26 protein-coding genes are annotated in these 26624 nt (G+C 33.2%); 20 read left to right on the top strand and 6 right to left on the bottom strand.

The genetic code is table 11. The features are described 5' to 3' along the window. Nucleotides 1-25: 25 nt before the first annotated feature. The 4 genes from F7888_RS09870 (at nt 26) to F7888_RS09855 (ending at nt 6749) form a co-directional block, all read left to right on the top strand. Nucleotides 26-3367 (top strand): DEAD/DEAH box helicase family protein, encoded by a 3342-nt coding sequence (locus F7888_RS09870; RefSeq protein WP_191779017.1) that lies wholly within the window; start codon nt 26-28, stop codon nt 3365-3367. 94 nt (nt 3368-3461) lie between these two features. Further along, nucleotides 3462-4346, top strand: coding sequence for a hypothetical protein (locus tag F7888_RS09865; protein WP_191779016.1), 885 nt, complete (start codon nt 3462-3464; stop codon nt 4344-4346). A 27-nt stretch (nt 4347-4373) separates the two neighbouring features. Next, nucleotides 4374-5555: an AAA family ATPase gene (locus F7888_RS09860; protein WP_191779015.1), complete on the top strand. Its 1182-nt coding sequence runs from the start codon at nt 4374-4376 to the stop codon at nt 5553-5555. Nucleotides 5556-5639: 84 nt separating this feature from the next. Next, complete coding sequence (locus F7888_RS09855) at nt 5640-6749, top strand: hypothetical protein (RefSeq protein WP_191779014.1); 1110 nt, start codon at nt 5640-5642, stop codon at nt 6747-6749. A gap of 148 nt (nt 6750-6897) precedes the next feature. Here the strand turns inward: F7888_RS09855 and F7888_RS09850 are convergent, their stop codons facing one another. Together F7888_RS09850 and F7888_RS09845 are read right to left on the bottom strand one after the other, a co-directional pair. Then, nucleotides 6898-8211, bottom strand: a complete 1314-nt coding sequence (locus F7888_RS09850) for a replication-associated recombination protein A (protein WP_191779013.1) — start codon at nt 8209-8211, stop codon at nt 6898-6900. Nucleotides 8212-8268: 57 nt separating this feature from the next. Continuing rightward, a complete protein-coding gene (locus tag F7888_RS09845) occupies nt 8269-8565 on the bottom strand; it encodes a hypothetical protein (RefSeq protein ID WP_191779012.1) in 297 nt (98 codons plus the stop codon). 344 nt (nt 8566-8909) lie between these two features. Between F7888_RS09845 and F7888_RS09840 the strand changes: the two genes are divergently transcribed. Then, complete coding sequence (locus F7888_RS09840; protein WP_191779011.1) at nt 8910-9530, top strand: YdhK family protein; 621 nt, start codon at nt 8910-8912, stop codon at nt 9528-9530. Between the two features lie 153 nt (nt 9531-9683). On the opposite strand, the gene F7888_RS22520 is transcribed toward F7888_RS09840, so the two are convergent. Beyond that, nucleotides 9684-9764: a four-helix bundle copper-binding protein gene (locus F7888_RS22520; protein WP_225228721.1), complete on the bottom strand. Its 81-nt coding sequence runs from the start codon at nt 9762-9764 to the stop codon at nt 9684-9686. Nucleotides 9765-10210: 446 nt separating this feature from the next. Here F7888_RS22520 and F7888_RS09830 point away from each other — a divergent pair, with 446 nt between their 5' ends. Further along, on the top strand, nt 10211-10942 hold the full coding sequence (locus F7888_RS09830; RefSeq protein ID WP_191779009.1) for an urease accessory protein UreH domain-containing protein: 732 nt from the start codon (nt 10211-10213) through the stop codon (nt 10940-10942). A 245-nt stretch (nt 10943-11187) separates the two neighbouring features. Next, on the top strand, nt 11188-11808 hold the full coding sequence (locus F7888_RS09825) for a hypothetical protein (RefSeq protein ID WP_225228706.1): 621 nt from the start codon (nt 11188-11190) through the stop codon (nt 11806-11808). A 206-nt stretch (nt 11809-12014) separates the two neighbouring features. Here the strand turns inward: F7888_RS09825 and F7888_RS09820 are convergent, their stop codons facing one another. Then, nucleotides 12015-13208, bottom strand: a complete 1194-nt coding sequence (locus F7888_RS09820) for a YncE family protein (RefSeq protein WP_191779008.1) — start codon at nt 13206-13208, stop codon at nt 12015-12017. Between the two features lie 305 nt (nt 13209-13513). On the opposite strand from F7888_RS09820, the gene F7888_RS09815 reads away from it, so the two are divergent. The 8 genes from F7888_RS09815 to F7888_RS09780 all read left to right on the top strand — a co-directional run bounded on the left by F7888_RS09815 (nt 13514) and on the right by F7888_RS09780 (nt 20192). Beyond that, nucleotides 13514-13855, top strand: a complete 342-nt coding sequence (locus F7888_RS09815) for a hypothetical protein (RefSeq protein ID WP_191779007.1) — start codon at nt 13514-13516, stop codon at nt 13853-13855. A 332-nt stretch (nt 13856-14187) separates the two neighbouring features. Continuing rightward, entirely contained in the window at nt 14188-15186 is a 999-nt protein-coding gene (locus F7888_RS09810) for a F510_1955 family glycosylhydrolase (protein WP_191779006.1), read from the top strand. 29 nt (nt 15187-15215) lie between these two features. Then, nucleotides 15216-15881 (top strand): response regulator transcription factor, encoded by a 666-nt coding sequence (locus F7888_RS09805; RefSeq protein ID WP_191779005.1) that lies wholly within the window; start codon nt 15216-15218, stop codon nt 15879-15881. Between the two features lie 64 nt (nt 15882-15945). Further along, nucleotides 15946-16146 (top strand): hypothetical protein, encoded by a 201-nt coding sequence (locus F7888_RS09800; RefSeq protein ID WP_191779004.1) that lies wholly within the window; start codon nt 15946-15948, stop codon nt 16144-16146. 196 nt (nt 16147-16342) lie between these two features. Further along, a complete protein-coding gene (locus tag F7888_RS09795) occupies nt 16343-16675 on the top strand; it encodes a metal-sensitive transcriptional regulator (protein WP_191779003.1) in 333 nt (110 codons plus the stop codon). Between the two features lie 66 nt (nt 16676-16741). Further along, nucleotides 16742-16948, top strand: a complete 207-nt coding sequence (copZ, locus tag F7888_RS09790) for a copper chaperone CopZ (RefSeq protein ID WP_191779002.1) — start codon at nt 16742-16744, stop codon at nt 16946-16948. Nucleotides 16949-17022: 74 nt separating this feature from the next. Further along, entirely contained in the window at nt 17023-19452 is a 2430-nt protein-coding gene (locus F7888_RS09785) for a heavy metal translocating P-type ATPase (RefSeq protein ID WP_191779001.1), read from the top strand. A gap of 113 nt (nt 19453-19565) precedes the next feature. Further along, nucleotides 19566-20192: an NAD(P)/FAD-dependent oxidoreductase gene (locus tag F7888_RS09780; protein ID WP_191779000.1), complete on the top strand. Its 627-nt coding sequence runs from the start codon at nt 19566-19568 to the stop codon at nt 20190-20192. A gap of 166 nt (nt 20193-20358) precedes the next feature. Here the strand turns inward: F7888_RS09780 and F7888_RS09775 are convergent, their stop codons facing one another. Both F7888_RS09775 and F7888_RS09770 read right to left on the bottom strand, forming a co-directional pair. Beyond that, complete coding sequence (locus F7888_RS09775) at nt 20359-20871, bottom strand: hypothetical protein (protein WP_225228705.1); 513 nt, start codon at nt 20869-20871, stop codon at nt 20359-20361. Nucleotides 20872-21224: 353 nt separating this feature from the next. Continuing rightward, nucleotides 21225-21476, bottom strand: coding sequence for a hypothetical protein (locus F7888_RS09770; RefSeq protein ID WP_191778999.1), 252 nt, complete (start codon nt 21474-21476; stop codon nt 21225-21227). Between the two features lie 198 nt (nt 21477-21674). Between F7888_RS09770 and F7888_RS09765 the strand changes: the two genes are divergently transcribed. From F7888_RS09765 to F7888_RS09745, 5 genes are all read left to right on the top strand, one after another. Next, nucleotides 21675-23054: a sensor histidine kinase gene (locus F7888_RS09765; RefSeq protein WP_191778998.1), complete on the top strand. Its 1380-nt coding sequence runs from the start codon at nt 21675-21677 to the stop codon at nt 23052-23054. 51 nt (nt 23055-23105) lie between these two features. After that, nucleotides 23106-23654 carry a TVP38/TMEM64 family protein gene (locus F7888_RS09760; protein WP_191778997.1) on the top strand — a complete coding sequence of 183 codons (549 nt, stop codon included), beginning with the start codon at nt 23106-23108 and terminating at the stop codon, nt 23652-23654. 273 nt (nt 23655-23927) lie between these two features. After that, on the top strand, nt 23928-24071 hold the full coding sequence (locus tag F7888_RS22515) for a helix-turn-helix domain-containing protein (protein WP_225228704.1): 144 nt from the start codon (nt 23928-23930) through the stop codon (nt 24069-24071). Nucleotides 24072-24486: 415 nt separating this feature from the next. Continuing rightward, on the top strand, nt 24487-25251 hold the full coding sequence (locus F7888_RS09750) for a phospholipase D-like domain-containing protein (protein WP_191778995.1): 765 nt from the start codon (nt 24487-24489) through the stop codon (nt 25249-25251). A gap of 169 nt (nt 25252-25420) precedes the next feature. Continuing rightward, nucleotides 25421-26296 (top strand): hypothetical protein, encoded by an 876-nt coding sequence (locus tag F7888_RS09745; protein ID WP_191778994.1) that lies wholly within the window; start codon nt 25421-25423, stop codon nt 26294-26296. Nucleotides 26297-26624 lie beyond the last annotated feature (328 nt).

Raw genomic sequence — 26624 nt, 5'->3', positions numbered from 1 at the left:
GAACGTAACCCAAGGGGGGATATACTTGTTAGCCAATTTTGAGTTTTTAAAGGAGCAATCTCAATTTAGTAGCTTTACAAATGCTTGCTTGGAGGCTGAAAAAAGCCTTCAAGTAAGTCCTGCAACGTGTGCGATATTGACACGCCGTGCGATGGAATTAGCTGTTAAATGGTTGTATAGTTCGGATAGTGAGTTAAAGTTGCCATACCAAGATAATCTTTCAAGCCTAATACACGAGCGAACATTTTTAACAGTGATTGATGAAAATTTATTCCCGTTGCTAAAGTACATTGTGAAATTAGGGAATGTTGCTGCACATACAAATTCCACGATTACTCGAGATGAAGCTGTATTAGCTTTACATAATCTCCATCAATTTGTTGATTGGCTAGATTACTGTTATTCAGATAAATATTCAGAATCAAAATTCAAGGAAGACCTCCTTTTAACTGGCGAAGAACCACGTAGAAGACCTGAAGAATATAAAGACTTGTATGAAAAGCTAAGCTCGAAGGATCGTAAGTTAGAAGAAATAATGAATGAAAATGCAAGTCTTAGAAAGAAATTGACAAAGACTCGCTTTTCTAATACTCAAAATTATGATTTCCAAGTCGAAGAAATATCAGAATTCGAAACAAGAAAGATATATATTGACCTTGAACTGAAAATGGCAGGTTGGGAATTTCGAAGAGACGTTATCGAGGAGTACCAGGTAACTGGAATGCCTAATAACCAAGGGATTGGTTTCGTGGATTATGTTTTACTTGGAGACAATGGTAAACCAATTGCTGTTGTGGAGGCAAAAAGAACTTCTGCTGATGCAAACAAAGGTAAACAGCAAGCAAAACTCTATGCAGATTGCATTGAACAAATGCATGGACAAAGACCAATAATATTCTATACCAATGGTTTTGATATTCAGTTGTGGGACGATACTTTTTATCCGGAACGAAAAGTGTCGGGATTTTATACAAAACCAGATCTCCAACTTTTAATAGACCATAGGACCATAAAAAAGCCCTTAAAAGACATTGAAATAAAAGATGAGATCTCCAACCGTTATTATCAAAAAGAAGCCATTTTCGCCGTATCAGAGGCCTTAGAAGCTAAACAACGTAAAGCACTTCTTGTTATGGCAACTGGGAGTGGGAAAACTAGAACTGCTGTTTCTTTAGTAGATGTATTGGTTCGCCATAACTGGGTGAAAAATGTGTTGTTTTTAGCTGATAGGACTGCCCTAGTACTTCAAGCTAAGAAGAATTTTAATAATCAACTTCCTTATATGACATTGTGCAATTTGTTAGATAACAAAGATAATCCAGAGTTAAGTAGAATGGTCTTTTCTACTTATCCTACTATGATGAATGCTATTGATACAAAACGAAAGGATGGTAAAAAGCTTTTTACTCCTGGCCATTTTCAGCTTATTATTATCGATGAAAGTCATAGGAGTATTTACAAAAAATACAAGTCTATTTTTGATTACTTTGACGGAATATTACTTGGACTTACAGCAACTCCAAAAGACGAAATTGATAAGAACACCTATGATATTTTTGGTTTAGAAACGGGTACTCCTACGTATGCTTATGAGCTTGAACAAGCTGTAAAGGATGGGTATCTTGTTGAGTATCGTACAAAAGAGTCCGTTTCTAAGATTCTAGATGATGGACTCCGTTATGATGAACTCTCAGAAGAAGAAAAAGAACAATATGAAGAAACATTCGATGAACAGGAAGGAGAAATTATTAGCAATTCAGCAATAAATCAATGGCTGTTTAATGACAATACTATTGATCAAGTATTGAATGATTTAATGACAAACGGCATTAAAATCGAGGGTGGAGATAAGCTTGGAAAGACAATTATTTTTGCAAATAATTCCAAGCACGCTAAACGAATTGTTGAACGTTTTAATGCTTTATATCCTGAGTATAAAGGAAAGTTTGCAGCACAAATCGATTTTAGTGTTAACTATGTTCAAATACTGATAGATGATTTTTCAACAAATGAAAAATACCCTCAAATTGCTGTTTCCGTAGATATGCTTGATACAGGAGTAGATATTCCACAGGTTGTAAATTTGGTGTTTTTCAAAAAGGTCCGGTCTAAATCAAAATTTTGGCAGATGATTGGCCGTGGTACCCGGCTAAGTCCAGATTTATTCGGAATAGGGGAAGACAAAAAATACTTTTTGGTATTTGATTATTTGCGTAATTTTGAATTTTTCCGTGCGAATCAAAAAGGTGTTGAAGGAAAGTCTGCTATAGGACTTACTGAACGGATATTTAATCTTAAAGTGGAAATTATTAGAGAACTTCAAGCTTTAGATTACCAAGAGGAAGAATATATTTTCTACAGAAATAATCTTATTGAAGATGTTTACCAAGAAATTCATAGACTAAATGAAGAAAACTTCCGAGTAAGAATGAATTTACAATTTGTTCATAAATATAAAAATCATTCAAATTGGGAAGCCCTATCAGTATTGAATGTTAATGAGATACAAGAGCACATTACTCCATTGATCATATCAATTACAGATGACGAACTCGCTAAAAGATTTGACAATGTAATGTACACAATTCAGCTTGCTAATTTGACAGGTAGGAACGCGAGTAGGCCAATTACAAGCGTTGTTGAAACAGCAGAACAACTTTCGAAGCTGGGGACTATTCCACAAATTATTGCACAAAGAGATATTCTTATCAAAGTTCAATCTGAAGATTTTTGGGAAGAAGCTAGTATTTGTGAATTAGATGAAGTAAGAAAGGTAATCCGGGAACTAGTAAAATTTCTGGAAAAAGAACATCAAAAAAATTATTATACAAATTTCAAAGATGACTTCAATATTATCGGTATGGAAGAAACAGCAATTTATACGGCCAACAATCTTCAAAATTACCGAAAGAAAGTTAGTCAATATCTAAAAGATCATCTAGACCAAACAGCTATTTATAAATTGCGAAACAATAAACCACTAACTGCACAAGACGTTCAAACACTGGAAGAAATCTTGTGGAAAGAACTAGGGACTCAGGAGGAATACACAAAGGAATTTGGAGAAACCCCTATCACAAAATTAGTGAGACAAATTGTTGGTTTAGACCAAACAGCTGCTAATGAGGCTTTTTCTGAATTTTTATCGGAAGAAAGGCTTAATGTTAACCAAATCAAATTTGTAAAACTTATTATAGATTTTGTTGTGAAAAACGGAATGCTAGAAAAGAAAGTTTTGCAAGAAGATCCTTTCCGATCCCTTGGAAGTATTTCAGAACTTTTCAAAGACAGCATCGATGATGTAAGAAAAATTATTCAAGTAATTGATGGTATCAATCGAAATACTGAGGAGTTTACCGGTTCATAAAAAGTGAATTAAAGGAAATCGAAATAGCCATAGTCAATGTCTGTGACTATGGTATTTTCATTTGACTCAATTATTTTACGATTGGAGTATCCAAATGAATTTTAATATTTATTATTTAAATTTATCAAAAGCGTATGAAATCGCAATGATTATAGATAATACAGTAACCACAACTATAGAAAGAGAAAAGCTGAACAGCAAAGAAAAAAATGAATCGATTAATGCCGGCTTATCTGGGACAATACCGGGAAAAAATAACGGGAATCTGAAAATAAATATAGGTGGGAAAAGCATTAATAGCTTAACCCTTCGCGAAATAATTGAAGTGAAAACTACGAAATCAATTTATTTATCTAAAGTAATACAGAAAAGTAATGCTGTGGATTCTGTAGAGGGATTAAAAGAGGGAGATCTATTCAAATTGAATAAGTCTCAATTATCTCTACATAATGAAGAAGAAATAAGACAATTAAAAATGTTGAATAATGGATTATTAAAAGGTGTAACCGTTGAAGAATATGATGTTAATAATCTAATTGACTCGATATTGAAAGATTATGCTTATTTACTAAAAGGTAAAAATGGAAATAAGGAATTTGTTCTAAAGATACCAATGAATATTGATAATGAATTTGAAAATGAATATAACATCGATGATATTCTGATTGGCGATGTTAGTGTTATTGGGATTTATAAGGGTGAAGTTAAATTAAACGCCATAAAAAATACATTTAACTATTTGACTAACAAAGTAGATGAAAATTCAACAAGTAATGATGAAGAAGATGAAGATGATGAATTCATTATCTCTGATCAAAGCCAAGTAGACAACCCTATTAATAATCCCAAAAATAAAGAGCGATTACTGCACTTTGTTGATGTAATTGCTATCGTTCAGGAAATCAATTTTAAAGAAGAACCCCTGGTAAATGAAAGCAGATTTAAAAGATGGTTAAGAAAAATCACACCTTGGAAATAATCATAAACACTAAGGTAGGCGAATCTAATGTCACGACAAACAATTTATACGTATTCAAAGAAATATTTTAATAATTTGTATGAAGATAAAGAAAAACAAGGGATTAAATTGATCAGTCTCTCCCAGGTTACATCTAATTCTCAATTAGAAGAATACTTCGAAGATGAACAAAATATAGAGATTGATATAACATCAGCAATCCTATATTTAAAGAAAAATGAAGAATCAGTTTACAATTTCGAAAAGTATTTGAAAACAATTATTGATGGAGGAATTTCTCTTATCGTGGAAGAAGATTACGCAGAAGATACCTTGGATATCCTATATTATACTTTTGATGAAATCAAAGCGTTGGAAAACTATTCTTCTAATGAAAGTAGCGAACTAGGGGAAAAAAATGAAACACAATTTCCAAAAACTAAAAAAATCATTAATTTAACTAATGATGGAATACAGGAATTGTATGAACACCTTGATGAAACAATAATCGGCCATAATGATTTTAAAAAGGCTTTTATTGAAAAGGTTCGAAGTTTTAAGATATTTAATGGAATCGGAGATCACAAAATTTTATCCGTTTTTTTACTTGGTCCTTCTGGAGTTGGAAAAACTGAGTTCGCTAGAAGCATTCACCATTTTCTTGACGATAAACCTCCCTTAATTAAAATTAATTTTGGAAATTATAGTAGTAAGGATTCCTTAAATAGCTTGATAGGAAGCCCAAGAGGTTATGTTGGAAGTGAAGATGGAGAATTACCTAAAAAAATAAAGAAAAGTCCCGTGGGAATTATTTTAATAGATGAATTTGATAGAGCCGATAATAAGGTATTTGATTTCTTTCTGGAACTTTTAGAAGAGGGAAGCTTTACCAACTCTTTAGGTGAAGTATTCAATTTAAATGGGTATATAATCTTTTTCACTTCTAATTTAAATCAAAATTCATTCAAAGAAAAACTGCCATCAGAACTAAGATCTCGTCTTGACTTAAAGGGTGTGTTTTCTAATTTAAATAGTGATGATAAGGAATCTTATTTTACTCATAGGCTGGATCAATTAATTAATAACTTAGAGATAGAAAATAGGGAATCCGTTAAACAAGAAATAATATTGGCTAAAAAGAATACGTTGGAAAAATATAATAACCTAAGAGAAATAAATAAAATGATACGTGATGAAATAACTAAACGATTATATGTCCTAACTTATTAATTGAGATATTTTATATATGGTGCAATGCAAAGTATTATAATTTTTATACAGAGTATATATTAGTGGGGAGAATCAAAAGGGGAAATGCAAAATATCCTGATAGGGAATGGAGTAACAATTCAATTTGGGGGAAAAGAGTACTTTAACGATAGAATAATAAAGCGAGCTATAAACAATATAAATACAAAGGATTTTCCCTCGGAGATTTATCCTAGAGAAGTAAAAGATTGGTTATTTTACCTACATAGCATTATACCTGGTGTTGTGAATGGTCAATATGACAAATACACGAATACCTTAGATATGAAAAAATCATTAACATTCTTTATAGAAAGATATAAAGGCATAGCTAATAAGGCAAAAGTTCATCAGATAGGATTTGAAGATTATTTTTTATTGAATTTTTTAGTATGCAATAAGGAAAAAATAGTAAATCCAGATAGGTTTAATATTAAGGAATCTCTACGGCTATTTTTTATTGACTCAATCTATAACAACAGTAAAATACAAGAAATACACCGGAATTATCCCAAAGATTTTATTGCATTTTTAAAAGAATTCGAGAATCTTTTTACTACTAACTATGATTGGAATATTGAAAAGGCAACAGATAGAACCGTTCAGTATTTGCACGGTTCATTCCATCAATTAGCAGAAGTTTATAACCCTGAAAGTTTTAGAAATAAATTATCAGATAGCCCTTATAAAGATACAAATATAAATAACAAATTCATCCACCTTTATTCAGATGCTCTTACAACATATTCAGGCAATGACAAAAAATTTGTTTTGGAACAACCAATTCAAGCAAATGTGGCATTAGAAAAATTTAATAAAGGCCTTAAAGAAAAACCAGAAATATGGAAAGAGGTTAATGATTGGAAGAGTTCTGATAATAAAATATTGAGAAATCTTGCGGAATCAATACAATTGAAAAGTAATGATGAGTCGTTATCCGTACTAGAAAATAGATCACTTTATGACTTATCTAAAGTAAATGGTGAAATATCGATATTGGGATTGTCTGTTTTTAATGATAATCACATTTTTGATGCTATAAATAATAATATTGAGATTTCAAAAGTTAAATATTATTATTTTAGTCCAATTGAAATGGATGCTGTTATGAATACTTTTAACAATAAAGATATTGAGTTTAAAGATGTGAAGGACTTTTGGAAAAGATTCTCGTGACAGAGTATGAGGGGGAAAAAATGTTGCCCAAAAAAGAATTTGGATTATCCAAATTCTTTTTTGGGCAACATTTTACGTTTTCAGTTACTCATTATTAAAATTATCTTAGGCTGATTCTTGAACTGACTATCGTAATTGGAGCAAAGATTTACTTATTTGTTCTTTGTTCTTTTATCTGTCTAATTTGTTCATTTTTAAATTTCGTATTAAGCCTTTTTAGCATTTCTTCTTGTCCAATTTCATCTGGTTGATAGAACCTTGTTTCAATAATATTATCTGGAAGATACTGTTGAGGAACCCAGCCACCAAATTTACCAATAGAATGATCGTGAGGATATATGTAACCAATTCCATTTCCAAGATTTTTTGCACCTTCATAATGGGCATCTTTTAAATGTTTGGGTATATTAATAGCTTTACCGGAGCGTACAAAATCAATTGCCCTATCAATTGCAAGTATAGCGTGGTTTGATTTAGGGCTAAGACATAATTCTATGACCAAATTTGCTAATGGTATTCTTCCTTCTCTTAGTCCTAACATTTCGGCTGCTTGGATTCCAGCCAGTACTTTTTCACCCATATTTTTTGCTAAACCTACATCTTCATAACAAACACATATAATTCGCCTGTATATTCCTTTTAAATCTCCGGCTTCAAGCAACATTGCTAGATAAAGTAAGCTTGCGTCTACGTCTCCACCACGCATCGATTTATGAAATGCACTTAAAGTGTTATAATGGCCATCTCCATCTTTGTCTATTTGAATATTGTTTTTTTGGGCAACTTTCTTAACGATATCTAATGTTATTTTAATTTTATCCTCATCTTGACCCGATGCTGTTAGATAAGATAATTCTAAATAATTTAAGGCCGCCCTCATATCTCCCCCAGAGAAGCTAGAAAGTGCGTTTAAAGCATCTTCGTCAATTTCTATAGTGGAACCAGCTAAATCATTTAAATCTTCTTCTATTGCCCTCTTAAGTCCAAATTTAATATCTTCCTCGGTTAATGGATTTAATTCAAAAATAACGCATCTAGATCTAATAGCAGGGTTTATATTGTGATATGGGTTTTCACTTGTTAGACCAACTAAAATTAGGACACCTTTTTCGATAAAAGGTAATAAGTATTCGATTTGTGTTTTTGAAAATCTATGAAGCTCATCTACACAAAGAACAATGGAACTGTTCATCATCTTTGCTTCATTTACTACGATTTCTAGGTCTTTTTTATTATTAGTGACAGCATTTAATTTTCGAAATGGTAGTTTTGCCGTACCAGCAATCGCACTTGCAATAGACGTTTTCCCAATCCCAGGTCTACCGTACAAAATTACGGAAGAGAGATGGCCGCTTGTGACCATCTCATATAAGGGATTTCCTTTGTTTAAAATATGTTTTTGTCCAATAACTTGATCAATAGTTTTAGGTTGCATTCTAAACGCTAGGGGAGCGTGTTTCATAAGTTATCCTCCTATAAATAAAAGAGGCTTTAGAAGTCATTGAAAATACCTAGATGGCTAATGATTATATAACGTATGTTTCGGTAATATATTTTTCTTTTCGACCAAATCAACTACGTTATCAGGCCCTTCAATTTCATTATTATATATTTTATAATCATTAGAAACCCCATTCAAAGCCTCTGAAACCAATTTACTTTTACTTGAATCTGTATTCAGGATATTCATAAATAATCCTTTATTTGAACGACCATAACGGGCAAGGTTAAAAATAGCATCTTCTTGTCGTTCTAATTTAATTTTATATTTACTGAACTCTTCTTTAAGTTTATCAATTTCCTCGCTTAATTTCACTTCTTTCTCAGCTAAATTTATGCAGAGGTTCTACAATGGTTTTAATGCTTCTATGATCTCTACTTTTTCACTTAGTTTATTAACAGTATCTTCCACATCTGGCATTTTAGTAATATTACTTACTAAGTTTTTTTACTTCGTACTACTTAGGCCATAAACTCTAGTTTTAATTTTAAATGAGGTGTACGGTAATAAATAGCTGGGGAAGGAACCTTATATCCATGTTAAATCATTTTTAAATTTATTAAAAAACACTATAAAAGTCCTACCGTATTTGCATAAAATCTGCACATTTTATTGATAATTTAATATGGACATTAAATAAGTTTGAAAGGATGGTAATGATGAAAAACAAAAAAATACTGTTAGGCTTAGCTTCATTATTGTTGGTTTTCCTATTGGCAGCATGTACAGGCAATGATGAAGCAACACCAAATGAAAGTGCAGATACTGAATCTGACACTCATGAAAATATGGATAAAACTGAAGAGGAATCTGATTCTACTGAGGAAATGGATCATTCAGGCATGCATCACTCTGGTTCTGGCGAGGTTCCAGAAGGTTTAGTGGATGCAGAAAATCCAACCTACCCAGTTGGTAGTAAAGTGATGATGCATGCGGAACATATGCCAGGGATGGATGGGGCCGAGGCAACAGTTTCGGGTGCTTTTGATACAACAGTCTATTCGGTTACATATACTCCAACAAATGGTGGTGAACCAGTAGAGGACCATAAATGGGTGGTTCATGAGGAACTTGAAAATGCTGGTGTTGAACCCTATAAACCAGGTGATGAAGTCTTATTAAATGCAGAACACATGGAAGGTATGAAAGGTGCTACTGCAACTATTGATACTGCCAAACAAACAACTGTTTATATGGTAGATTTCACTGATACAAAAACAGGAGAACAGATAACGAATCATATGTGGGTAACAGAAGATGAACTTTCATCAGTTGAATAAATATTACTAACTTTTGAAAATTCATAAAGGGATCAGCAAATTTGCTAATCCCTTTTCTGTTTTTATTTATCTAGTAAAATAAAAGCATCCAACCTATCCATGCATTTAAATAATTAGATTTACCGAATAATAGTTAAAGCAATAAATTGTAAGTTAAGCAGACATTTTCCTACACATATCCGCACAACTTCCGCAGATATTTGCACACTCTCGACAATGTGGATCCTCAAACATCCCACAATGTTTAGCACATTCTTCACATATCGTCGCACATATATTACAAACAGCAGCTGAGTAAGAACTATTACCGGCCATAAAATGTGCAGCTGTTAAACAAATTTCTACACAGTCATGCAGTGTTTGAATACACTTCACTCTGGCTTGTACATCGGGTTCTTGCAAACAAGCCGTTAAACATTCCTCACAAGCTCTCATACATCTTAAACATTCTTCGATACAAGCGTCCATATTAGATGGTGATGAAGATAAAACTCCCATACAAAGTCCTCCTTTTATTCTTTCGTAATTATTGTGTCCAGAATCCTTTATGATATAAATATCATTTAATTCTCCACAATTTCTCCATAATTCTTTGTTATTATGAAAGATAATGCAGAAAAAAGTTGCTAGTAAGAAAGTAAAAATGAAGCTACAAGGAATTCTAGGAGTGAATTGTAAAAATGTATCAAATACTTTCAGAGATTAGTAATTTTCTAAGTACACCATTTAGGAATATGTTCTATAGTGTAGAAGGCTTACCTGTACTTGCAGCATTTTTATTAGGCCTTGTAGGTGCTCTAGTTCCATGTCAGTTTACTGGAAATCTTGGGGCAATCATGATTTACGGTAACAGCTCTGTTCAAAAGAGGCTTGCATTGCAAGAAGTGATCTTTTTTATACTAGGAAAAATTGTTTTGTTTTCTGGCCTTGGGCTTTTGGTATGGTTAATGGGACAGGAATTTCAAGCAAATTCAACTGTGATTTTTCCTTGGGTTCGGAAAGTAGTTGGTCCTATTTTAATTTTTGTTGGGATTTATCTGGCTGGTTTTTTCAAAATGGGGTGGACAATCTCATTAGGGAAAATACCTGATCGATTTATCAAAAAAGGAAAGTTAGGTGCTTTTTTAATAGGATTTAGCTTTTCATTAGGATTCTGTCCGACTATGTTTGTTTTATTTTTTGTTACTTTAATGCCAATAGTTTTATCAACACCGTATGGGGCAGTATTACCAAGCATTTTTGCTATCGGAACATCAATTCCATTAATTTTGGCCATTTTTCTTATATGGTATTTTGATTTAGGAAGTGTATTTATGAAAAAAGGTAGAAAGGTTGGAACTATTGTACAAAAGACAGCTGGATGGATTATGATTGTTCTAGGAGCATTAGATACATTAACTTATTGGACTTGAGGAATTAATAAAAATCCAGTGGTATAAGTAAACATTATTCCTAATTTTCTTTAGTGAATATATGAATTTACTATATTGAATTTAGTCAAAACTAATATGTGCAAGAGTTAAATAAAGTGGTCATTGAAAATGATTGCTTTTTTCTTTTTGCAACGGATATCTTTAGTTCAATTAGAGCTAGGTTATTGTAAGGCTAATGTAAAAGATTTATGGAAGAAAAATAACTTAATAAATGGGGATCAGATATGAAGAAATTTGAAACTGATTCTAAAAAAATTGAGGAGATATTAATGTTAGATAAAATAAAGGACATTCACCTTGCTCTAACCAAAAAAAGTTATTTATCAGCACTTGCATTATCCTTAACTTTACCTGATATTTGTGGGAAAATTGAATACCCACACTTTATAGACAGCAAAGGAAATCGTAAAGTAGGAAAGCAATATGCAACCTGGTTTGATAATTGGGTAAACCAATATTTTGCAGATAACACTGGTTGGACAAAGGATTACACTAAAGCAAAAAATCCATATTTTACAGGGAAAATGTGTTATTCATTACGCTGTTCTTTCTTACATGATGGAAATTCGGATATAAAAAACTGGGGAGAAAAAGAAGATGCAGATTTTTACTATTCATATGAATTTGAATTAGCAGTAGGTGGAGCAGATTCATTTGGTTTATCTTGGGCAAGCCAAGCTAGCAATAATTCTAAAATTATGAAAACAAAAATTGTTAGAGTTAATATTGATAAATTGTGTGAGTCTATTTGTTTAGCTGCTGAGAATTATTATCGAAAAAAAGACCCATTTCTATTCAAGGACCATAAAATTAACCTCATTGATTTTAATTCTTTTTACAACTAGGTAAAAGAATTAAGTTTTCTATTGCAACAAAATGAATGCTTTATTTTAATAATACGTTAAAAAGAAAACGCTTTGAGATTTTCACACTCGGAGCGTTTTCTGTCAATAAAATGTTCCGCATTATAAATAAATGCTTGTTGTATCGCAAATAAACAATAAATATTTGGAATTATATATAAGAATTCCCACGGGACTTTTGCTTATATTTAAGGCATTACACTTATTCCATTTGGAATTTTGTCAACATCAATTGTTGCAATGACTTCATTTTTTTCATTATCTATTACACTTACTGTGTTATCAAACATGTTCGTAACGTAAACGAGCTTGTTATCTGAACTTGTGACAACTCCATGGGAGCCTTTTCCCGTTTTAATTGTAGCTACAACTTGATTGTTAGTTAGGTCTATTTTAGTAATTGAATCCGACGGGTTTTCTTCGGTACCTTGATTCGCAACAAACACATATTTATTGTCTGATTGAATATATACCTGTGCAGGTCCCTTGCCAACATCCACCTTTTCAACTTCTCCTGTTTCAACATCAACGATTGCTACTTTGTTTTCGGCATTGAGGGAGGTTACTAATATTTTGCCATCGGATGAAATACCAGATGTAACTGGTGCCTGGCCAACTTCAATTTTTTTATCCTCCTCATAAGTTTGTAAATTGATTACACTAACCGTGATGTCGCTCATATTAGCAATGTAAGCAAACTTATCATCAGAAGATATTCTAAATCCATGCGGACCTTTACCTGTTTGGATCGTATTGGTTATTTCAAATGTGTTTGTATCAATAACTGAGACATTATTATCCCCATTGTTAGTTACTAGTGCTAATTTACTATCTGAAGTAAAGACGATATGTGCTGGGTGGTTTCCAACTGTGACTTGTTTAAGTAATTCACCACTTTCAATGTCATAGAACATTGCATAACCATTAGAATGGTCGCTTGACTCATGACTAGATTGATCATCGGAATGGTCATTTGAGCTTTGATTTGAATGTCCTTCTGAATGTTCATCAGATTGCTCATTTGATCCATGATTTGAATGTTCTTCAGCAGGATTGTCAGAATTATCTCCGTGACCTCCACCAGGTACTACTGTTACGCCAAGCATTTTACCATCTGGTGAAACTTGAACATTATGGACAACACCATCCACTTTAATTGTTTCTACAACTTCATTTGTAGATGCGTCAATCTTTGATATGCTTCCACCCTCATTAGCTGTGAAAATAAATTTTGTGTTTTCCATTGGTTTCTCACTTTCTTCAGGATTAGAAGTTAAGGGTTTTTGATTTTGCTCAGTGCTTTCTTGGGTAGCAACACACCCAACAAGAACAATGCTTAATGCTAATATAGTTGTTAAGAAAATAACTATTTGTTTTTTCATTCCTGAAAGCCTCCTATATTTGATTTTTTCAAATTCATGATAAAAGCAGTTTGTATATAAAAGGTGTGATGTAATTCACTTTTAATGAAAAGAGTTAAAAATCAGAACAGTTCTGTGAAAATCCACGGTTTCTGCAAATCTTTGAATTATACTTTTCAGCTTTTAAAAAGATAAGTGTATTTTTAAAAGTTAGCTCCCGTCTATAATAAAGGCAGTATCATTTACTATTGCAAAGAAATATAATAAATTTATAAAAAGTTTTTATAGTGTATTTTAGAAAAAAATTATAAAGTGCGGTGATTACTGTGTGTGTATCAAATAACTTTATTGAGCTGCAAGCCTATGAATTTTGTGAGAAGATACGGAATGATTCACTATATAAATTTGTAGGAGTCGATTATTCGAGAAGTCATATTAACGGGAATGGATTAGAATTAATAAATACCGTAATTTTACAAGATAGTGATGGCACAGTTTACTATGTCGAGCCTAATTCGAATGGGTTGAAGTTTGCCAAACGGGAGATTACTTACAAGGAATATAAAAAATTACAGAGGAAAGAGACGATCAGTGCTATTTCGGGTTTCGTTTTAATTATTGGTTCTTTTGGTGCATTAATGGCGACCTTTGTGAGATTCTTCGGTTAATGTAAATATAGGAGTATTTTGAAAAAATATTTAAAGGTCATAATTATTTCAAATTTTATACCTTTTATTGCCCCGTTATGTTTAAGGCTTAACGGGTTTCTTACTGTGATTCGGATAGGGTTTTAATAATCCAATTTATAATAGATTAACAATTCTATTCATAATTTCTGCACAATTATATTTTAAAATAATACAATAGGGCATTCACCTTTTATTTTTAATATTAGATTTTATTTTAATGGGAGCAGTATTCTACATATTTCTTTATTATGTTAAAAAATAGGGTAACTTTATAACAAATCTAACAATTAATTACTAGGAGTGACTTTAAAGTGAAAAAAATATTGGTTTTAATTAGTACATTAATATTAGCGGTTTTTGTAAGTGCATGTGGAGACAAAAATAGTATGGATAATACTGATGGGCGAACAGGTGAGGAAACAAATCAGACGAATCAAAATTCACCAAAGTCTTCCGAGGTTGGTAATTTTGGTGACCAGCCTAATTTTAAACCATTTGACGGTTCAATCGATCATATCCATGGTTTAGGTTATGCAGGGAACCAAAATGCAATCTTTTTTGCAGCACATGATGGAATAAAAGTATTTGATAATGGTAGTTGGTACAAGACAAAAACTGAGAATAATGATTATATGGGCTTTAATGTTATTAAAGATGGCTTTATTTCTAGCGGTCATCCTGGAACAGACTCAAAATTACCAAACCCGGTAGGTATTATTAGGAGTACTGATAATGGGCAATCTCTTGAAAAGCTTGGATTACTTGGTGAAACTGACTTTCATTTGATGGGGGTAGGTTTCGAAACAAACACGATATATGCTTTACCGCCTAACAACAATTCAGAGATGAAAGCAGGAGAATTATATGTAAGCGAAGACCTAGCGAAGACATGGGAAAATGTAAGTGCTAAAAATCTAGGTGAAACCCTAATTGGACTAGCAGTACACCCTACAAATCCCCAAATTGTTGCAGCTGCTGGAGAAAAAGGAATCTATTATTCAGAAGATAAGGGAAATACATTTGAGTTACTTACAGAAAATAAGCAAGGAACATCAGTGTATTTTAGTAATGATGCTCTTTGGTTTGGTGGTTATGATGGGAACGCAGTGTTAATTAAAAAGTCATTAACTGATGGTAAGGTAGAAGAAATCAATTTACCAAAGATGGAACAAGATGCAGTTGCGTACTTGGCTCAGAATTCCAAAAATCCAGATGAGCTAGTATTTGCAAGTTTCAAGGGAAATGTTTATCGGTCAGTAGATGGGGCAAAAACATGGACAACATTGGTTGAAAATGGGGAACCTCAATAAAGTAGTTTTTTTAAAAGGAAGCGAATCATATGCCGAAAATCTTATTAATAGATGATGAGTTGCGAATGTTGCAATTACTAACCTTATATTTAGAGCATCATGGTTTTACATGCATATCAGCTAATTCTGGAGAAGAGGGAATTAAGTATCTCGAAAATAATCAGGCGGATATAATCTTATTGGATGTGATGATGCCATCTTTAAATGGTTGGGAAACAGCTTCAGAGATAAGAAAGTATTCAGACATACCAATTATCATGTTAACAGCAAGAGACACAAGTACCGATATGGTTAGAGGATTGAATATAGGAGCGGATGATTATATTACGAAACCATTTGATGAAAATGTATTAATTGCTCGTATTCAAGCTATTTTAAGAAGAACAAAACATTCCGACAAAATTGAAATGTACGGTCTTGTTTGGGATGAAAGAACTCATGCTTTGTATTATAACGAGGAAAGTATCATCCTTACCCCAAAAGAATTTGAAATGGTTGGTTTGTTAATGAAAAACAAGAATATTGTTTTTAACCGTGAAAAACTAGTAGAAACCGTATGGGGATATGACACAAATATTGAAGATCGAACAGTAGACTCCCATGTTAGGAATATACGCGATAAACTAAGAAAAGCTGGTTTTCCAATTGAAAATCATTTAAAGACTGTTTGGGGGATTGGATATAAGTGGGAATGACATTATGGAATATTTTACTGGCGTAAGTCAATTTTCTAAATTCTAATAGCAGGGAGGTCTTAAAATGGTCATTCAATCTAATATGTCTCCAAAAGCAATTGTTGAGGTTTGGAAAGAAACAGCTTCTATTTTTACCAAATTTAATTTAGCTATTACCGATAATGCATTGGAAACTATTTTAGAAACTGATACACTTTCCTCGCTTCTTATTGAATTAAATGCTGCTGTTGGAAGTTCCACTGATACTTGTATTGAAGGTGGCTGACAAATGCCGACCAATAAGGGGTAGGTTGCTCCTTATAACTATCTTCAAAGAGGGAATTATAAATTTAACCAAGTCCCTTTGAACTACAAATTGTTAAGAAATAAGGTTATAGTCATACTAAGAAAAATATTTTAGCCACCTCTTTACATACCCTCCAGGGGTATGTTATTATGTAATCAAGTTAGGAGGTTGTGCCATGGAAAAAAAAGCTGAAGAACTAGCTTGTCATTCAGAGGATGCTGTATTCGGTCGTAAAAGTCATCATCCTGAACATGTAAAACAGAATTTAACAAATCGATTAAATCGTATTGAAGGCCAGATTCGAGGCATTAAGGGAATGATTGATAAGGACGTATACTGTGATGATGTTATTACTCAGATTTCTGCAACACAATCCGCTTTAAATAGTGTAGCCAAAATTCTTTTGGAAGGTCATTTAAAAGGGTGTGTCGTAGACCGCTTATCAGAAGGTGATGATGAGGTTCTAGACGAATTAGTTGTAACCATCCAAAAACTAATGAAGAAGTAAATTTTTAAAAGCTTTATATACCCCGATGGAGTATATAATAGTATAATTTAAAAGGAGAGAAAACATATGAAAACTGTAACATTAAATGTACAAGGAATGTCATGTGGACATTGTGTAAAGGCTGTAGAAGGTAGCGTAGGACAATTAGAAGGTGTTAACGAAGTAAATGTTAAATTAGACGAAGCTTTGGTTGAAGTAGCATTTAATGAATCAAAAGTTTCTCTTGATAAAATTAAAGAAACGATTGAAGATCAAGGATATGACGTAAAATAAGAGTGCTTTTCTAAGCACTCTCTAATTTTCATCAAAATATACCCCTTAAGGGTATGGAGAAGGTAGGGAAGATCATGAGTACAGAAGCAATAAGTGCAATTAAAGCAAAAGAAGCGAGTATTCAAATTACAGGAATGACTTGTGCAGCTTGTGCATCACGTATCGAGAAAGGATTAAATAAAATGGAAGGTGTTGAGCAAGCATCCGTCAACCTAGCACTTGAAAAGTCATCGATTAAATATGATCCTTCAAAACTAAGTGAAGCTGATTTTGAAAAGAAAATTGAAGCACTCGGTTATGGTGTTGTGAAACAAAAAGCAGAATTTGAAATTACAGGAATGACGTGTGCAGCTTGTTCTACTCGTATTGAAAAAGGGTTAAATAAGATGGAGGGTGTTGCAAATGCAACCGTCAATTTAGCACTTGAGAAAGCAACGATTGAATTTAATTCATCAGAAGTAACCATTGCAGATATTATTGCAAAAGTTGAAAAACTTGGTTACGGTGCACATCAAAAGCAAGAGGATAAAGAACAGGTAGACCACCGTGAAAAGGCAATTAAAGACCAGCAACGAAAATTTATAATTTCAGCTATTTTATCATTACCTTTATTATGGACGATGGTAGGTCACTTTTCCTTTACATCATTTTTATATGTACCAGACATCTTAATGAATCCATGGATACAAATGATCTTAGCAGCACCGGTACAATTTATTATCGGGAAGCAGTTTTATATAGGTGCCTATAAATCTCTTCGTAATGGTAGTGCAAACATGGATGTACTCGTTGCTATGGGTACTTCAGCAGCCTATTTTTATAGTGTGTATCAAGCAATAGTTACTGCTGGAACACATCATCCTCCACACCTATATTTTGAAACTAGTGCAGTGCTAATTACGCTTATTGTTTTAGGTAAATTATTTGAAGCAAGAGCAAAAGGACGTTCATCTGAAGCAATTAAAAAATTAATGGGGCTTCAGGCAAAAACAGCTATGGTTGTTCGTGATGGAATTGAAAAAGAAGTTCCGTTAGAAGAAGTTGTAATAGGTGACACCATTTTAGTGAAACCAGGTGAAAAAATTCCTGTTGATGGTGAAGTAATAGAAGGAACAACCGCCGTTGATGAATCAATGTTAACAGGTGAAAGCTTACCAGTGGATAAAAATGATGGTGACGTATTATACGGGTCAACGATTAACAAAAACGGTTTTATCAAAATGACAGCAACAAAAGTGGGGCGTGACACTGCATTAGCCCAAATCATTAAAGTAGTAGAAAATGCACAAGGTTCAAAAGCACCCATCCAACGTATGGCGGACAAAATTTCAGGTATCTTTGTTCCAATCGTAATAGGGATTGCCGTCCTTACATTTCTAGTATGGATCATTTGGGTCAGTCCCGGAGAGTTTACACCAGCACTTGAAGTGTTAATTGCCATCCTTGTTATTGCTTGTCCATGTGCCCTTGGTTTAGCAACACCAACCTCCATTATGGCGGGGTCTGGTCGTGCAGCTGAGTTTGGTATTTTATTCAAAGGTGGCGAGCACTTAGAACAAACCCAAGCTATTGACACGGTAGTAGTAGATAAAACAGGTACTGTAACTCATGGTAAGCCAGTTTTAACAGATGTCGTATTAGCAGATGGTCAAGATGAAGAGTCATTTTTATCACTGATCGGAGCAGCAGAAAAACAATCAGAGCATCCACTCGCACAGGCGATTGTTGAAGGGATCCAAGAAAAAGGAATCGAACTTGGGAATGTTCAATTCTTTGAAGCGATTCCAGGTTATGGTGTCATTGCTACAGTATCGGGTCAAGGTATTGTTATAGGTACACGTAAACTGATGCAGCAATACGGTATTGATATACAAGCGGTTTTACCAACGATGGAAAAACTAGAGCGTGATGGCAAAACAGCGATGCTAGCAGGTATTAATGGACAATACGCGGGGCTAGTTGCTGTAGCGGATACCATTAAAGAGACATCTAAAGAAGCTGTCCGTCGCTTACATGATATGGGCATAAATGTCATTATGATAACAGGTGATAATGAGCGAACAGCCCAAGCCATTGGGAAAGCGGTAGGCGTTGATTCGGTTATTGCTGAAGTGCTTCCTGAAGGTAAAGCTGAAGAAGTGAAGAAACTTCAACAACAGGGTAAAAAAGTGGCGATGGTCGGTGACGGTATTAATGACGCTCCAGCACTTGCTACTGCTGATATTGGTATGGCCATTGGTACAGGTACAGATGTTGCAATGGAGGCAGCAGATATTACTCTTATTCGAGGTGACCTCAATAGCATTGCTGATGCGATTTTAATGAGCCGTAAAACAATGCGAAATATTAAACAAAACTTGTTCTGGGCATTTGCCTATAACACAATAGGGATTCCAATTGCTGCAATAGGATTACTTGCACCGTGGGTAGCCGGTGCAGCAATGGCATTTAGTTCCGTGTCAGTTGTATTAAATGCTTTGCGTTTACAAAGAGTCAAATTATAAACATGAAGTATGTCAGAAACAGAGTAAACTACGATTTATGTAGTTTACTCTATAAGTTTCATACCGAAGATCATACTTTTGGGAAAATAGATTAGTAGGATGTGAGAATGGGAATGGATCAAAAAGAAAAAAAGGTTAAATTGGCTGTGAACGGTGGAATATCATTCGGAGCAAAATTAAACGCAAAACAACTGGCTGTAATTGCTGAGTACATGAATGATGGTGATGAACTGGAGCTAACAACTTTCCAACAACTTTACATTGATGTATTAGAAAGTAAAATTGAATTGGTTAAAGAAAAATTTAAGGAAGTTGGATTGTCCTGTTACCCAGTAGGGAATTTTGTGAAAAGCTTGAGAACCTGTAATTTCTGTAAAGGCGAGGAAGAAGAAGGCATGCCTATAGCCATTGAACTTAATAAGCGAATAGCAGGAAAACCAGTTCCATATACACTTCGCCCAGCCTATACAGGTTGTCCAGTTGGTTGTGGTGAACCATTAGTTAATGATATCGGTGTAATGAAAGTAAGAGATGGATATGATTTATATATAGGTGGAAAAGCTAAAGGAAAAGATGCCAAAACAAGTACCTTATTGAAGGAGCAACTAACTCCAGAACAACTTTATGAAGTTGTTGAAAAAATTATTACAATCTATGCTGAACAGGGTAAGAAGAGAGAACCTTTTTTTAAATTCATTAATCGTTATGGTTTTGAAACCCTAAAAAATTCAATTGCATGAATCAATTAATAGTGCTTTATTTTTCTAAAAAATGCATTCCGCGAAAGGATGCATTTTTTAGAAATCTTTTTTACATACAAATTCGGATTTTGTTACTAACCTAACCAAGTTAAACGCCCCTATTGGTATGTTTCTCCATATGAGAGTAAACAAATCCTCAAAAAAATTATTCATTCAAGACATGATAATACTTTTGCAAAGTTAAAAGTTGCATTTTTTCGGTAACTTTTGGTGTAAAGTCCCCATCTATCTGTTTGATAACTTCACTGTACATTGATTGTAATTTCTCTTCTTGTAAGGCCATTTCAATGTGGGCATGCTTGACATGATGATCTTTCATCATTAGGGCGGAGGTGAAATTATCATTGGCCATTAATTTGGCTGTAGCCCTTGCCTCTAGGGTAATGTCTTTTTCCTGTTCTGTAAATTTTTCATGACCCAAGGTTAAATGTACATCTTTCATTTGATGCAAATGGACTTGACCAACTTGGTTTGGATCAATTAATACCAACATTGCTCGAACATGATCTCTTAACGTATGAATATGTGTGAGAAGTAAGTTTTTTAAAACAGGACTTCTTACAGTCGCATAATAAATTTTAAATTTATTTATCATACCCTCATGGGCCGCAAGATGTTCAGCCATTATTCCCAAATCAACGGCAGGTAAACGCATCATCTTCCCCTCCTAACCTTCACTATTATATGCATGATAGAAGGAAATGGTTAAACGCCTTTTCATAATAGACATTTTTTAGGCATAAAAGTAAGAAAAGTTACTTTTTAAATTAGAATAAGAAAAGGCAGTAGGAAATTGAAATGATCAAAATCCAACTGCTTATATTTAATAGATAAATGATTATCTAAAAGGTTAATCAAGTTTGTCCTTACCCCGGAGTGCCAATTTCACAGAAAAATAAACAACTAATCCTTTGAATAAAAGATTTATTATCCATCCAAAGCCCATCATACCCATCATTCCGAAAGTATGGCCACCCATCATATTGTAACTCCCTCATTCATGCCATTGTTCTATAAACTTTCATTCATTCCTTCTTCATTCATTATTTTGAAATTGGTGTTTTTCATTGAACCGTTTTCCCCGTGGCAGGATTCAAACATATCTTTTAACTGTGTCTCCGAAAAATCATGATGCATTTTTTGCATATAAGGCTTCATCTTTTCTAAGTTAAAGACTCCTTCACCATCACCCGATGCAAATGTAGCAGTACCTGCTCCTATAACCATTGCAGTCGTTAATATTCCGATTGCTAACTTTCTCATGTTCACCATCTCCTATGTTTTATTACAAATAAAGTACACAAAAACCATGCAGAATTTATGCAGAACATTTGAATAGATGGTGAACAATAAACTTGGATATTATTAAAAATGATAAAATTAGACAGGATACTACTATCTGCATAATTTCTTGATAGTTATAAAGTAATATAGAAAATAAAAGATATAAGGGGAAAATGAATGAATAAAATATCACTTAAGCTCGGTCTACTGTTTTTCACATTCATTTTAATTGTTGAGATCATATTATTTTCGTTTTTATATACCGGATTAGTTGACTCTCGTATTGACGAAGAGTTAACAGAACTAAAAGCAAGAGGGGAAAGTCATCGCCATGTTTTAGAAAAAAGCTTTGACGAAACGACAATTGAACATGTCGCTTTAATGGAAACAGAAGCAGAAACGGATGTTGTCATAATGACTCATAATGGAAAGGTGCTTGCTAAGTCAAATGAGCTAACATCACCGATGACAGAGCTTATGGAACGTGAAAGAGGTCCTGTTCCATTTGAGGGAATGATTGTAGAAAATCGATGGGAAACAGAGTCTTACATTTCCACTGTTAGTCCAATTATGATTGATGATCAATTAATTGGCCATGTGTATATGTTTAAGAATACAAATTCAATACAAACAATGGTTTATAAATTAAAGCAACATTTCTTGTTGGTTGGGAGTCTGACGATTATTCTAACCGTTATTACAGTGTTTTTTCTTTCTAAAGTAATAACCCTCCCTTTAATCAGAATGAAAAAAGCAACTGAAAGATTAAGTAAGGGCGATTTTACTGTTTCTGTAAGCCATAGGAGCTATGATGAATTAGGAGAACTTGCAGATAGCATTCAAACATTAGCAAATGATTTAAACCATTTAAAAAAGGAAAGGAATGAGTTCCTCGCAAGTATTTCTCATGAGTTACGAACCCCCTTAACTTATGTGAAGGGATATGCCGATGTCGCAAGGCGTGAAGGGATAAGTGAAGGGGAGAGAAATAAATATTTACAAATTATATTTGAGGAAGCTGAGCATATATCTGGTCTTGTTAAAGATTTATTTGATTTGGCTAAAATTGACGAACATAGCTTTGTAATTCAAAAGGAAAAGGTTAACCTTTGTGAATTTACAAACAAGATTGTCAAAAAGGTTCGACCGGCTTTTAATAAAAAGGGCATTGAATTAATTCATTCCTGTCCAGATGGTTTAATTTCTATGATAGACAGACCTAGATTTGAACAAGTGGTTATAAACCTACTAGATAATTCATTAAAATATTCAAACAGGAATAGTAGAGTTACATTAGAGGTAGAACACAACCAAACTAAAAATAAAATTGTGTTATCTGTAAACGATGAAGGAATAGGTATTCCAATAAAGGACATTCCTTTTATATTTAACCGTTTATATCGGGTTGAGAAGTCAAGATCACGCGAAAGAGGTGGGACTGGTTTAGGTTTGTCAATTGTCAAAGAAATTGTTGAGGCTCATGGTGGTCACATAAACATATATAGTGAGCTGGAAAAAGGTACAAAGGTAACGGTAGAATTGGAAGGTTACATATAAAAGAGATTTATACACTAGGGTTGTAGGAGCCTAAGTACACGGAGGAAGAGTATGCAAGATAAGCTAGTGGAGGTTCTAGTTAATTATAAAGAGTTGGCTGTTGTAGTCAGTTTGCTGATTAATATTCTTTTCAGCATCCTTGGAGTAATTCCCAGTGTCTTCATAACAGCTGCAAACCTCCTAGTCTTTGGTTATTGGAAGGGAACAATAATTTCCTTTTTAGGAGAGACGATAGGAGCAATTGTATCATTTTGGCTATACCGCAAGGGTTTTAAAAGATATATGGGAAAAAAGCTGGATAGATATCCACTAGTATCTAAACTCCTTGGTACTAAAGGAAAAGATGCTTTTATTCTAATACTTTCAATGCGATTATTCCCTTTTGCTCCATCGGGTTTGGTGACATTTGCCTCCGCAATAGGTGAAGTTAGTCTAATTGTATTTCTATTTGCAAGCATAATCGGAAAGATCCCGGCACTACTTATGGAAGCATATTCAGTGAACCAAGTAACCAATTGGACGACAGAAGGAAAACTTATCATAGTTATACTTTCAATAGTAGGGCTTATCTATTGTATGAGAAAAATAAGTAAAAATTAAAAGGAAAAATGGTGAGTGATACGTTTATATTTGTTTTGGTATTTCTTGTGAATAATCATAAACTATTTGACATCTTCACCATTTTTATTATGATTTAAAAATCAGTTATTCCTTATGTGTAGTCTTAGGAGGAAACTGTGTCACCAATTAACGATTTATTTAAAGCTTTATCACATGAAAAATAGTAGGAAAATGTTGGTTTTACTAAAAAAAGGTGAACTTACTACATTCTACACATTTTTTGAAATGAGTAAGATGGGAGTCGCTAAACATTTGCGTATCTTAAAAAATGCTGGATTAATAAATTCATCTAATAAGGGTCAGTACTTATATTATTCTTTAAATCCAATTGTTTTTCGTGATGTTCTTAAATGGCTTGATCAGTTTTACTCGGATGTAGAAAAACAAACGCCGTAGACTACCTATTTTTACGATTTAAGTATATATTTTTATGATAAAAGTGTATGTATAAATGTACATACACTTTTTGATAATTGTAAAAGTAATTTTACGATTTTAATTAACTTTTGTTTGGAATTTTTAAAACAATATGGCAAGTACATATAAGTCAATGGCCATAGAAGGCCAACCCCTGCGATCCCCATTTCTAAATGAATCCCTATTCTCTATAAGTCGTATTATCCACACCAATGGCTTTTACATAGACAAAGTTTATAGAAGAAATGTACTTAAACAAACAGGTGCTTACCTTCAAGAAGGAGAAGTGTATTTTTTGTAGAAATTTCTGTACTTAAGCAGCAGGTTAGTTGAAGGGATGATATAATTTTAATATTGCCAAAAGGAAAGATTATTTTTTGAAGGAGCTATATAAATGAAGCAACGGGAATTAAAACTTTATTCAACGATGATTGAGACATTGAAATATGATTCGGAAAACTATAAAGATGCAGTTGAATTATTAACAATTTTAATGTATTCAGAGATCGAATTATTGAGCTCAGGTGTTTATGCTAGAAAAAGTAATCACTATTGGGAAGATGTAATTATCCGTGCAAAAATCCCATTACTTAAAGAGGCACGTACCCTCCTTCCAAGCTTTGAAACTTTGATTGTTGACTGTTATTCCGAAGATAATAGATATGAGTTAGACAACATCCAAATTCGTCCTAAACAAATATCGAGTTCAGATGACTTGGAAATCCAATCTCATATGGCAACTTTCTCAAAAATTCGTGAGGAAATTATTCAAAGTATACGAATGGCTAAACATTCAATTTGGATAAACGTTGCATGGTTTACAGATGAGGCATTGTATCAAGAGTTGTATAATCAACAAAAGAATGGAGTTCATATTCGTATTCTTATCTCAAATGAGGAATCAAATAAGAGAATGTGCCCTAAATTGAAGGAACAATTTGAAACAATTGTTGTAAATAGATGGGGCTATAAGGAATATAATCGATTACATTCTAAGTATTGTATTATTGATTATTCGGTTGTTTTACATGGTTCATTTAATTGGACACCTACGGCTAATCAAAATGAAGAACATTTGACTATCTCAGTAGATAGACAGTTGGCTGAACAGTATACGGAAAACTTTAAGGAAATATTTCGACTATCTAATAACGGATAATTTGTAGTGCATAACAGGGCGATTATAAACTATTCTCCTTTCGAAATTAAAAGTTTTTATTGGATTGTACTTAAAGTAACTGCTTTAGTTTGATAAGAAGTTACAGCATGATAAATTTTTAAAATACAAGTCATTTGAATTTCTTTTTACTAATAAAGGGGGATTAGTAATGAAAATAGAATTACAAAGTGATTATAAAAAAGTTGTTCTACGCAAGATTCAAGAAAAGGGCTTAAGATTTTCAGAGAATCAAAGCGAAGAAAATATGATCATTCAATATTATTCTTACTTAAGAAAGAAAGCATTTGAAGGACCTCATAAAGTTTTTAAGTCTAGAGAGTTTTATTGTCCTGAAACAGTAAGAAAAGGATTTGAGAAACTAGAAAAGATAATAGAAATTGGTGGAGATATTGTCCCCTACTTTAATAGAACAGCGTCAGATTTAACAAAATATGATGATATGTTCTCCGATTGGGGAATAATGCACTTTCATTTGGGTGAAGAATTGATACCTGGAGAGAATTTGGTGAAAAGAGGAGATCCAGTATTATTTGCATATATGAATGACAATAAAGTGTATTTTATAAACATATTTTCACATGGGCACTGGTCGGATAAGGAAGTTATTCAGATGATGTACAATTATTGGCCAGAACTACTTGAAAAATATATAGCTCCAGGTGTATCTGCTATTTCCCCTGAACCGGATTCTAGTGATATAAAGAAACTCAGGGAAGCCGGAATAACATACTTTTTCAGTATCAATGATAGTGAAGGGGAAAAAGTATTCTTAATGCCGCCTGGACTAGGATTAAACAGTGCAAGAAGTTCCACTAGGGACTCTATGGTTTTAAACGACATAATGAATCAATTAAGACATATTCAAGATGAAATTATTAATAATGAAGATGAAATAGAAAAGTGGATGTCAGTAAATGGTATTAAGAAAAATCAGGAGATTACACTTGAATTAATTGACTTTAATCCAAGTGAATTAAAATTATTTGATAAATATAACGAGTTTACTTATACGATTCAGCTATAGTCACTTGATAAGTGGCTTTTTTTTCAGCTTACGGGGCAGCATTCCAGTATAATTAAATCCTCAAATGTCTCTACCACAAGCCATCTACCTTTTTAGCCAGGAAACGCTTGTCTTCAGAAATCATTATTGTTTTAATATTGCATGAATGATGGAAGGGTGAAAGTTAAAACGGTCAAAAGGATATCTTCCAATTGTCCATATTTCATCATCTGTACCTTTTCACTAAAAATATTCTTATTATTCTTACGGTCGAAAGGACAAGTGTGTGATTTTTAATGATGGTGGCTATGGTGGGATATTTTTTAAAAGTAGAAAGGAAAACCCTTAC

This window comes from Litchfieldia stipae, assembly GCF_014837155.1.
Taxonomy (GTDB): domain Bacteria; phylum Bacillota; class Bacilli; order Bacillales; family Bacillaceae_L; genus Litchfieldia.
The sequence above is the reverse complement of the archived record's forward strand: the minus strand, read 5'-3'. Positions and strand labels throughout refer to the sequence as shown.

What these genes read in the sequence shown, in the direction of transcription:
- F7888_RS09865 (WP_191779016.1), top strand. Translation starts at nt 3,462, where the DNA reads ATGAATTTTAATATTTATTATTTAAATTTATCAAAAGCGTATGAAATC.
- F7888_RS09860 (WP_191779015.1), top strand. Translation starts at nt 4,374, where the DNA reads ATGTCACGACAAACAATTTATACGTATTCAAAGAAATATTTTAATAAT.
- F7888_RS09855 (WP_191779014.1), top strand. Translation starts at nt 5,640, where the DNA reads ATGCAAAATATCCTGATAGGGAATGGAGTAACAATTCAATTTGGGGGA.
- F7888_RS09850 (WP_191779013.1), bottom strand. Translation starts at nt 8,211, where the DNA reads ATGAAACACGCTCCCCTAGCGTTTAGAATGCAACCTAAAACTATTGAT.
- F7888_RS09840 (WP_191779011.1), top strand. Translation starts at nt 8,910, where the DNA reads ATGAAAAACAAAAAAATACTGTTAGGCTTAGCTTCATTATTGTTGGTT.
- F7888_RS22520 (WP_225228721.1), bottom strand. Translation starts at nt 9,764, where the DNA reads ATGTTTGAGGATCCACATTGTCGAGAGTGTGCAAATATCTGCGGAAGT.
- F7888_RS09830 (WP_191779009.1), top strand. Translation starts at nt 10,211, where the DNA reads ATGTATCAAATACTTTCAGAGATTAGTAATTTTCTAAGTACACCATTT.
- F7888_RS09825 (WP_225228706.1), top strand. Translation starts at nt 11,188, where the DNA reads ATGAAGAAATTTGAAACTGATTCTAAAAAAATTGAGGAGATATTAATG.
- F7888_RS09820 (WP_191779008.1), bottom strand. Translation starts at nt 13,208, where the DNA reads ATGAAAAAACAAATAGTTATTTTCTTAACAACTATATTAGCATTAAGC.
- F7888_RS09805 (WP_191779005.1), top strand. Translation starts at nt 15,216, where the DNA reads ATGCCGAAAATCTTATTAATAGATGATGAGTTGCGAATGTTGCAATTA.
- F7888_RS09800 (WP_191779004.1), top strand. Translation starts at nt 15,946, where the DNA reads ATGGTCATTCAATCTAATATGTCTCCAAAAGCAATTGTTGAGGTTTGG.
- F7888_RS09795 (WP_191779003.1), top strand. Translation starts at nt 16,343, where the DNA reads ATGGAAAAAAAAGCTGAAGAACTAGCTTGTCATTCAGAGGATGCTGTA.
- copZ (WP_191779002.1), top strand. Translation starts at nt 16,742, where the DNA reads ATGAAAACTGTAACATTAAATGTACAAGGAATGTCATGTGGACATTGT.
- F7888_RS09785 (WP_191779001.1), top strand. Translation starts at nt 17,023, where the DNA reads ATGAGTACAGAAGCAATAAGTGCAATTAAAGCAAAAGAAGCGAGTATT.
- F7888_RS09780 (WP_191779000.1), top strand. Translation starts at nt 19,566, where the DNA reads ATGGATCAAAAAGAAAAAAAGGTTAAATTGGCTGTGAACGGTGGAATA.
- F7888_RS09775 (WP_225228705.1), bottom strand. Translation starts at nt 20,871, where the DNA reads ATGATGCGTTTACCTGCCGTTGATTTGGGAATAATGGCTGAACATCTT.
- F7888_RS09770 (WP_191778999.1), bottom strand. Translation starts at nt 21,476, where the DNA reads ATGAGAAAGTTAGCAATCGGAATATTAACGACTGCAATGGTTATAGGA.
- F7888_RS09765 (WP_191778998.1), top strand. Translation starts at nt 21,675, where the DNA reads ATGAATAAAATATCACTTAAGCTCGGTCTACTGTTTTTCACATTCATT.
- F7888_RS09760 (WP_191778997.1), top strand. Translation starts at nt 23,106, where the DNA reads ATGCAAGATAAGCTAGTGGAGGTTCTAGTTAATTATAAAGAGTTGGCT.
- F7888_RS09750 (WP_191778995.1), top strand. Translation starts at nt 24,487, where the DNA reads ATGAAGCAACGGGAATTAAAACTTTATTCAACGATGATTGAGACATTG.
- F7888_RS09745 (WP_191778994.1), top strand. Translation starts at nt 25,421, where the DNA reads ATGAAAATAGAATTACAAAGTGATTATAAAAAAGTTGTTCTACGCAAG.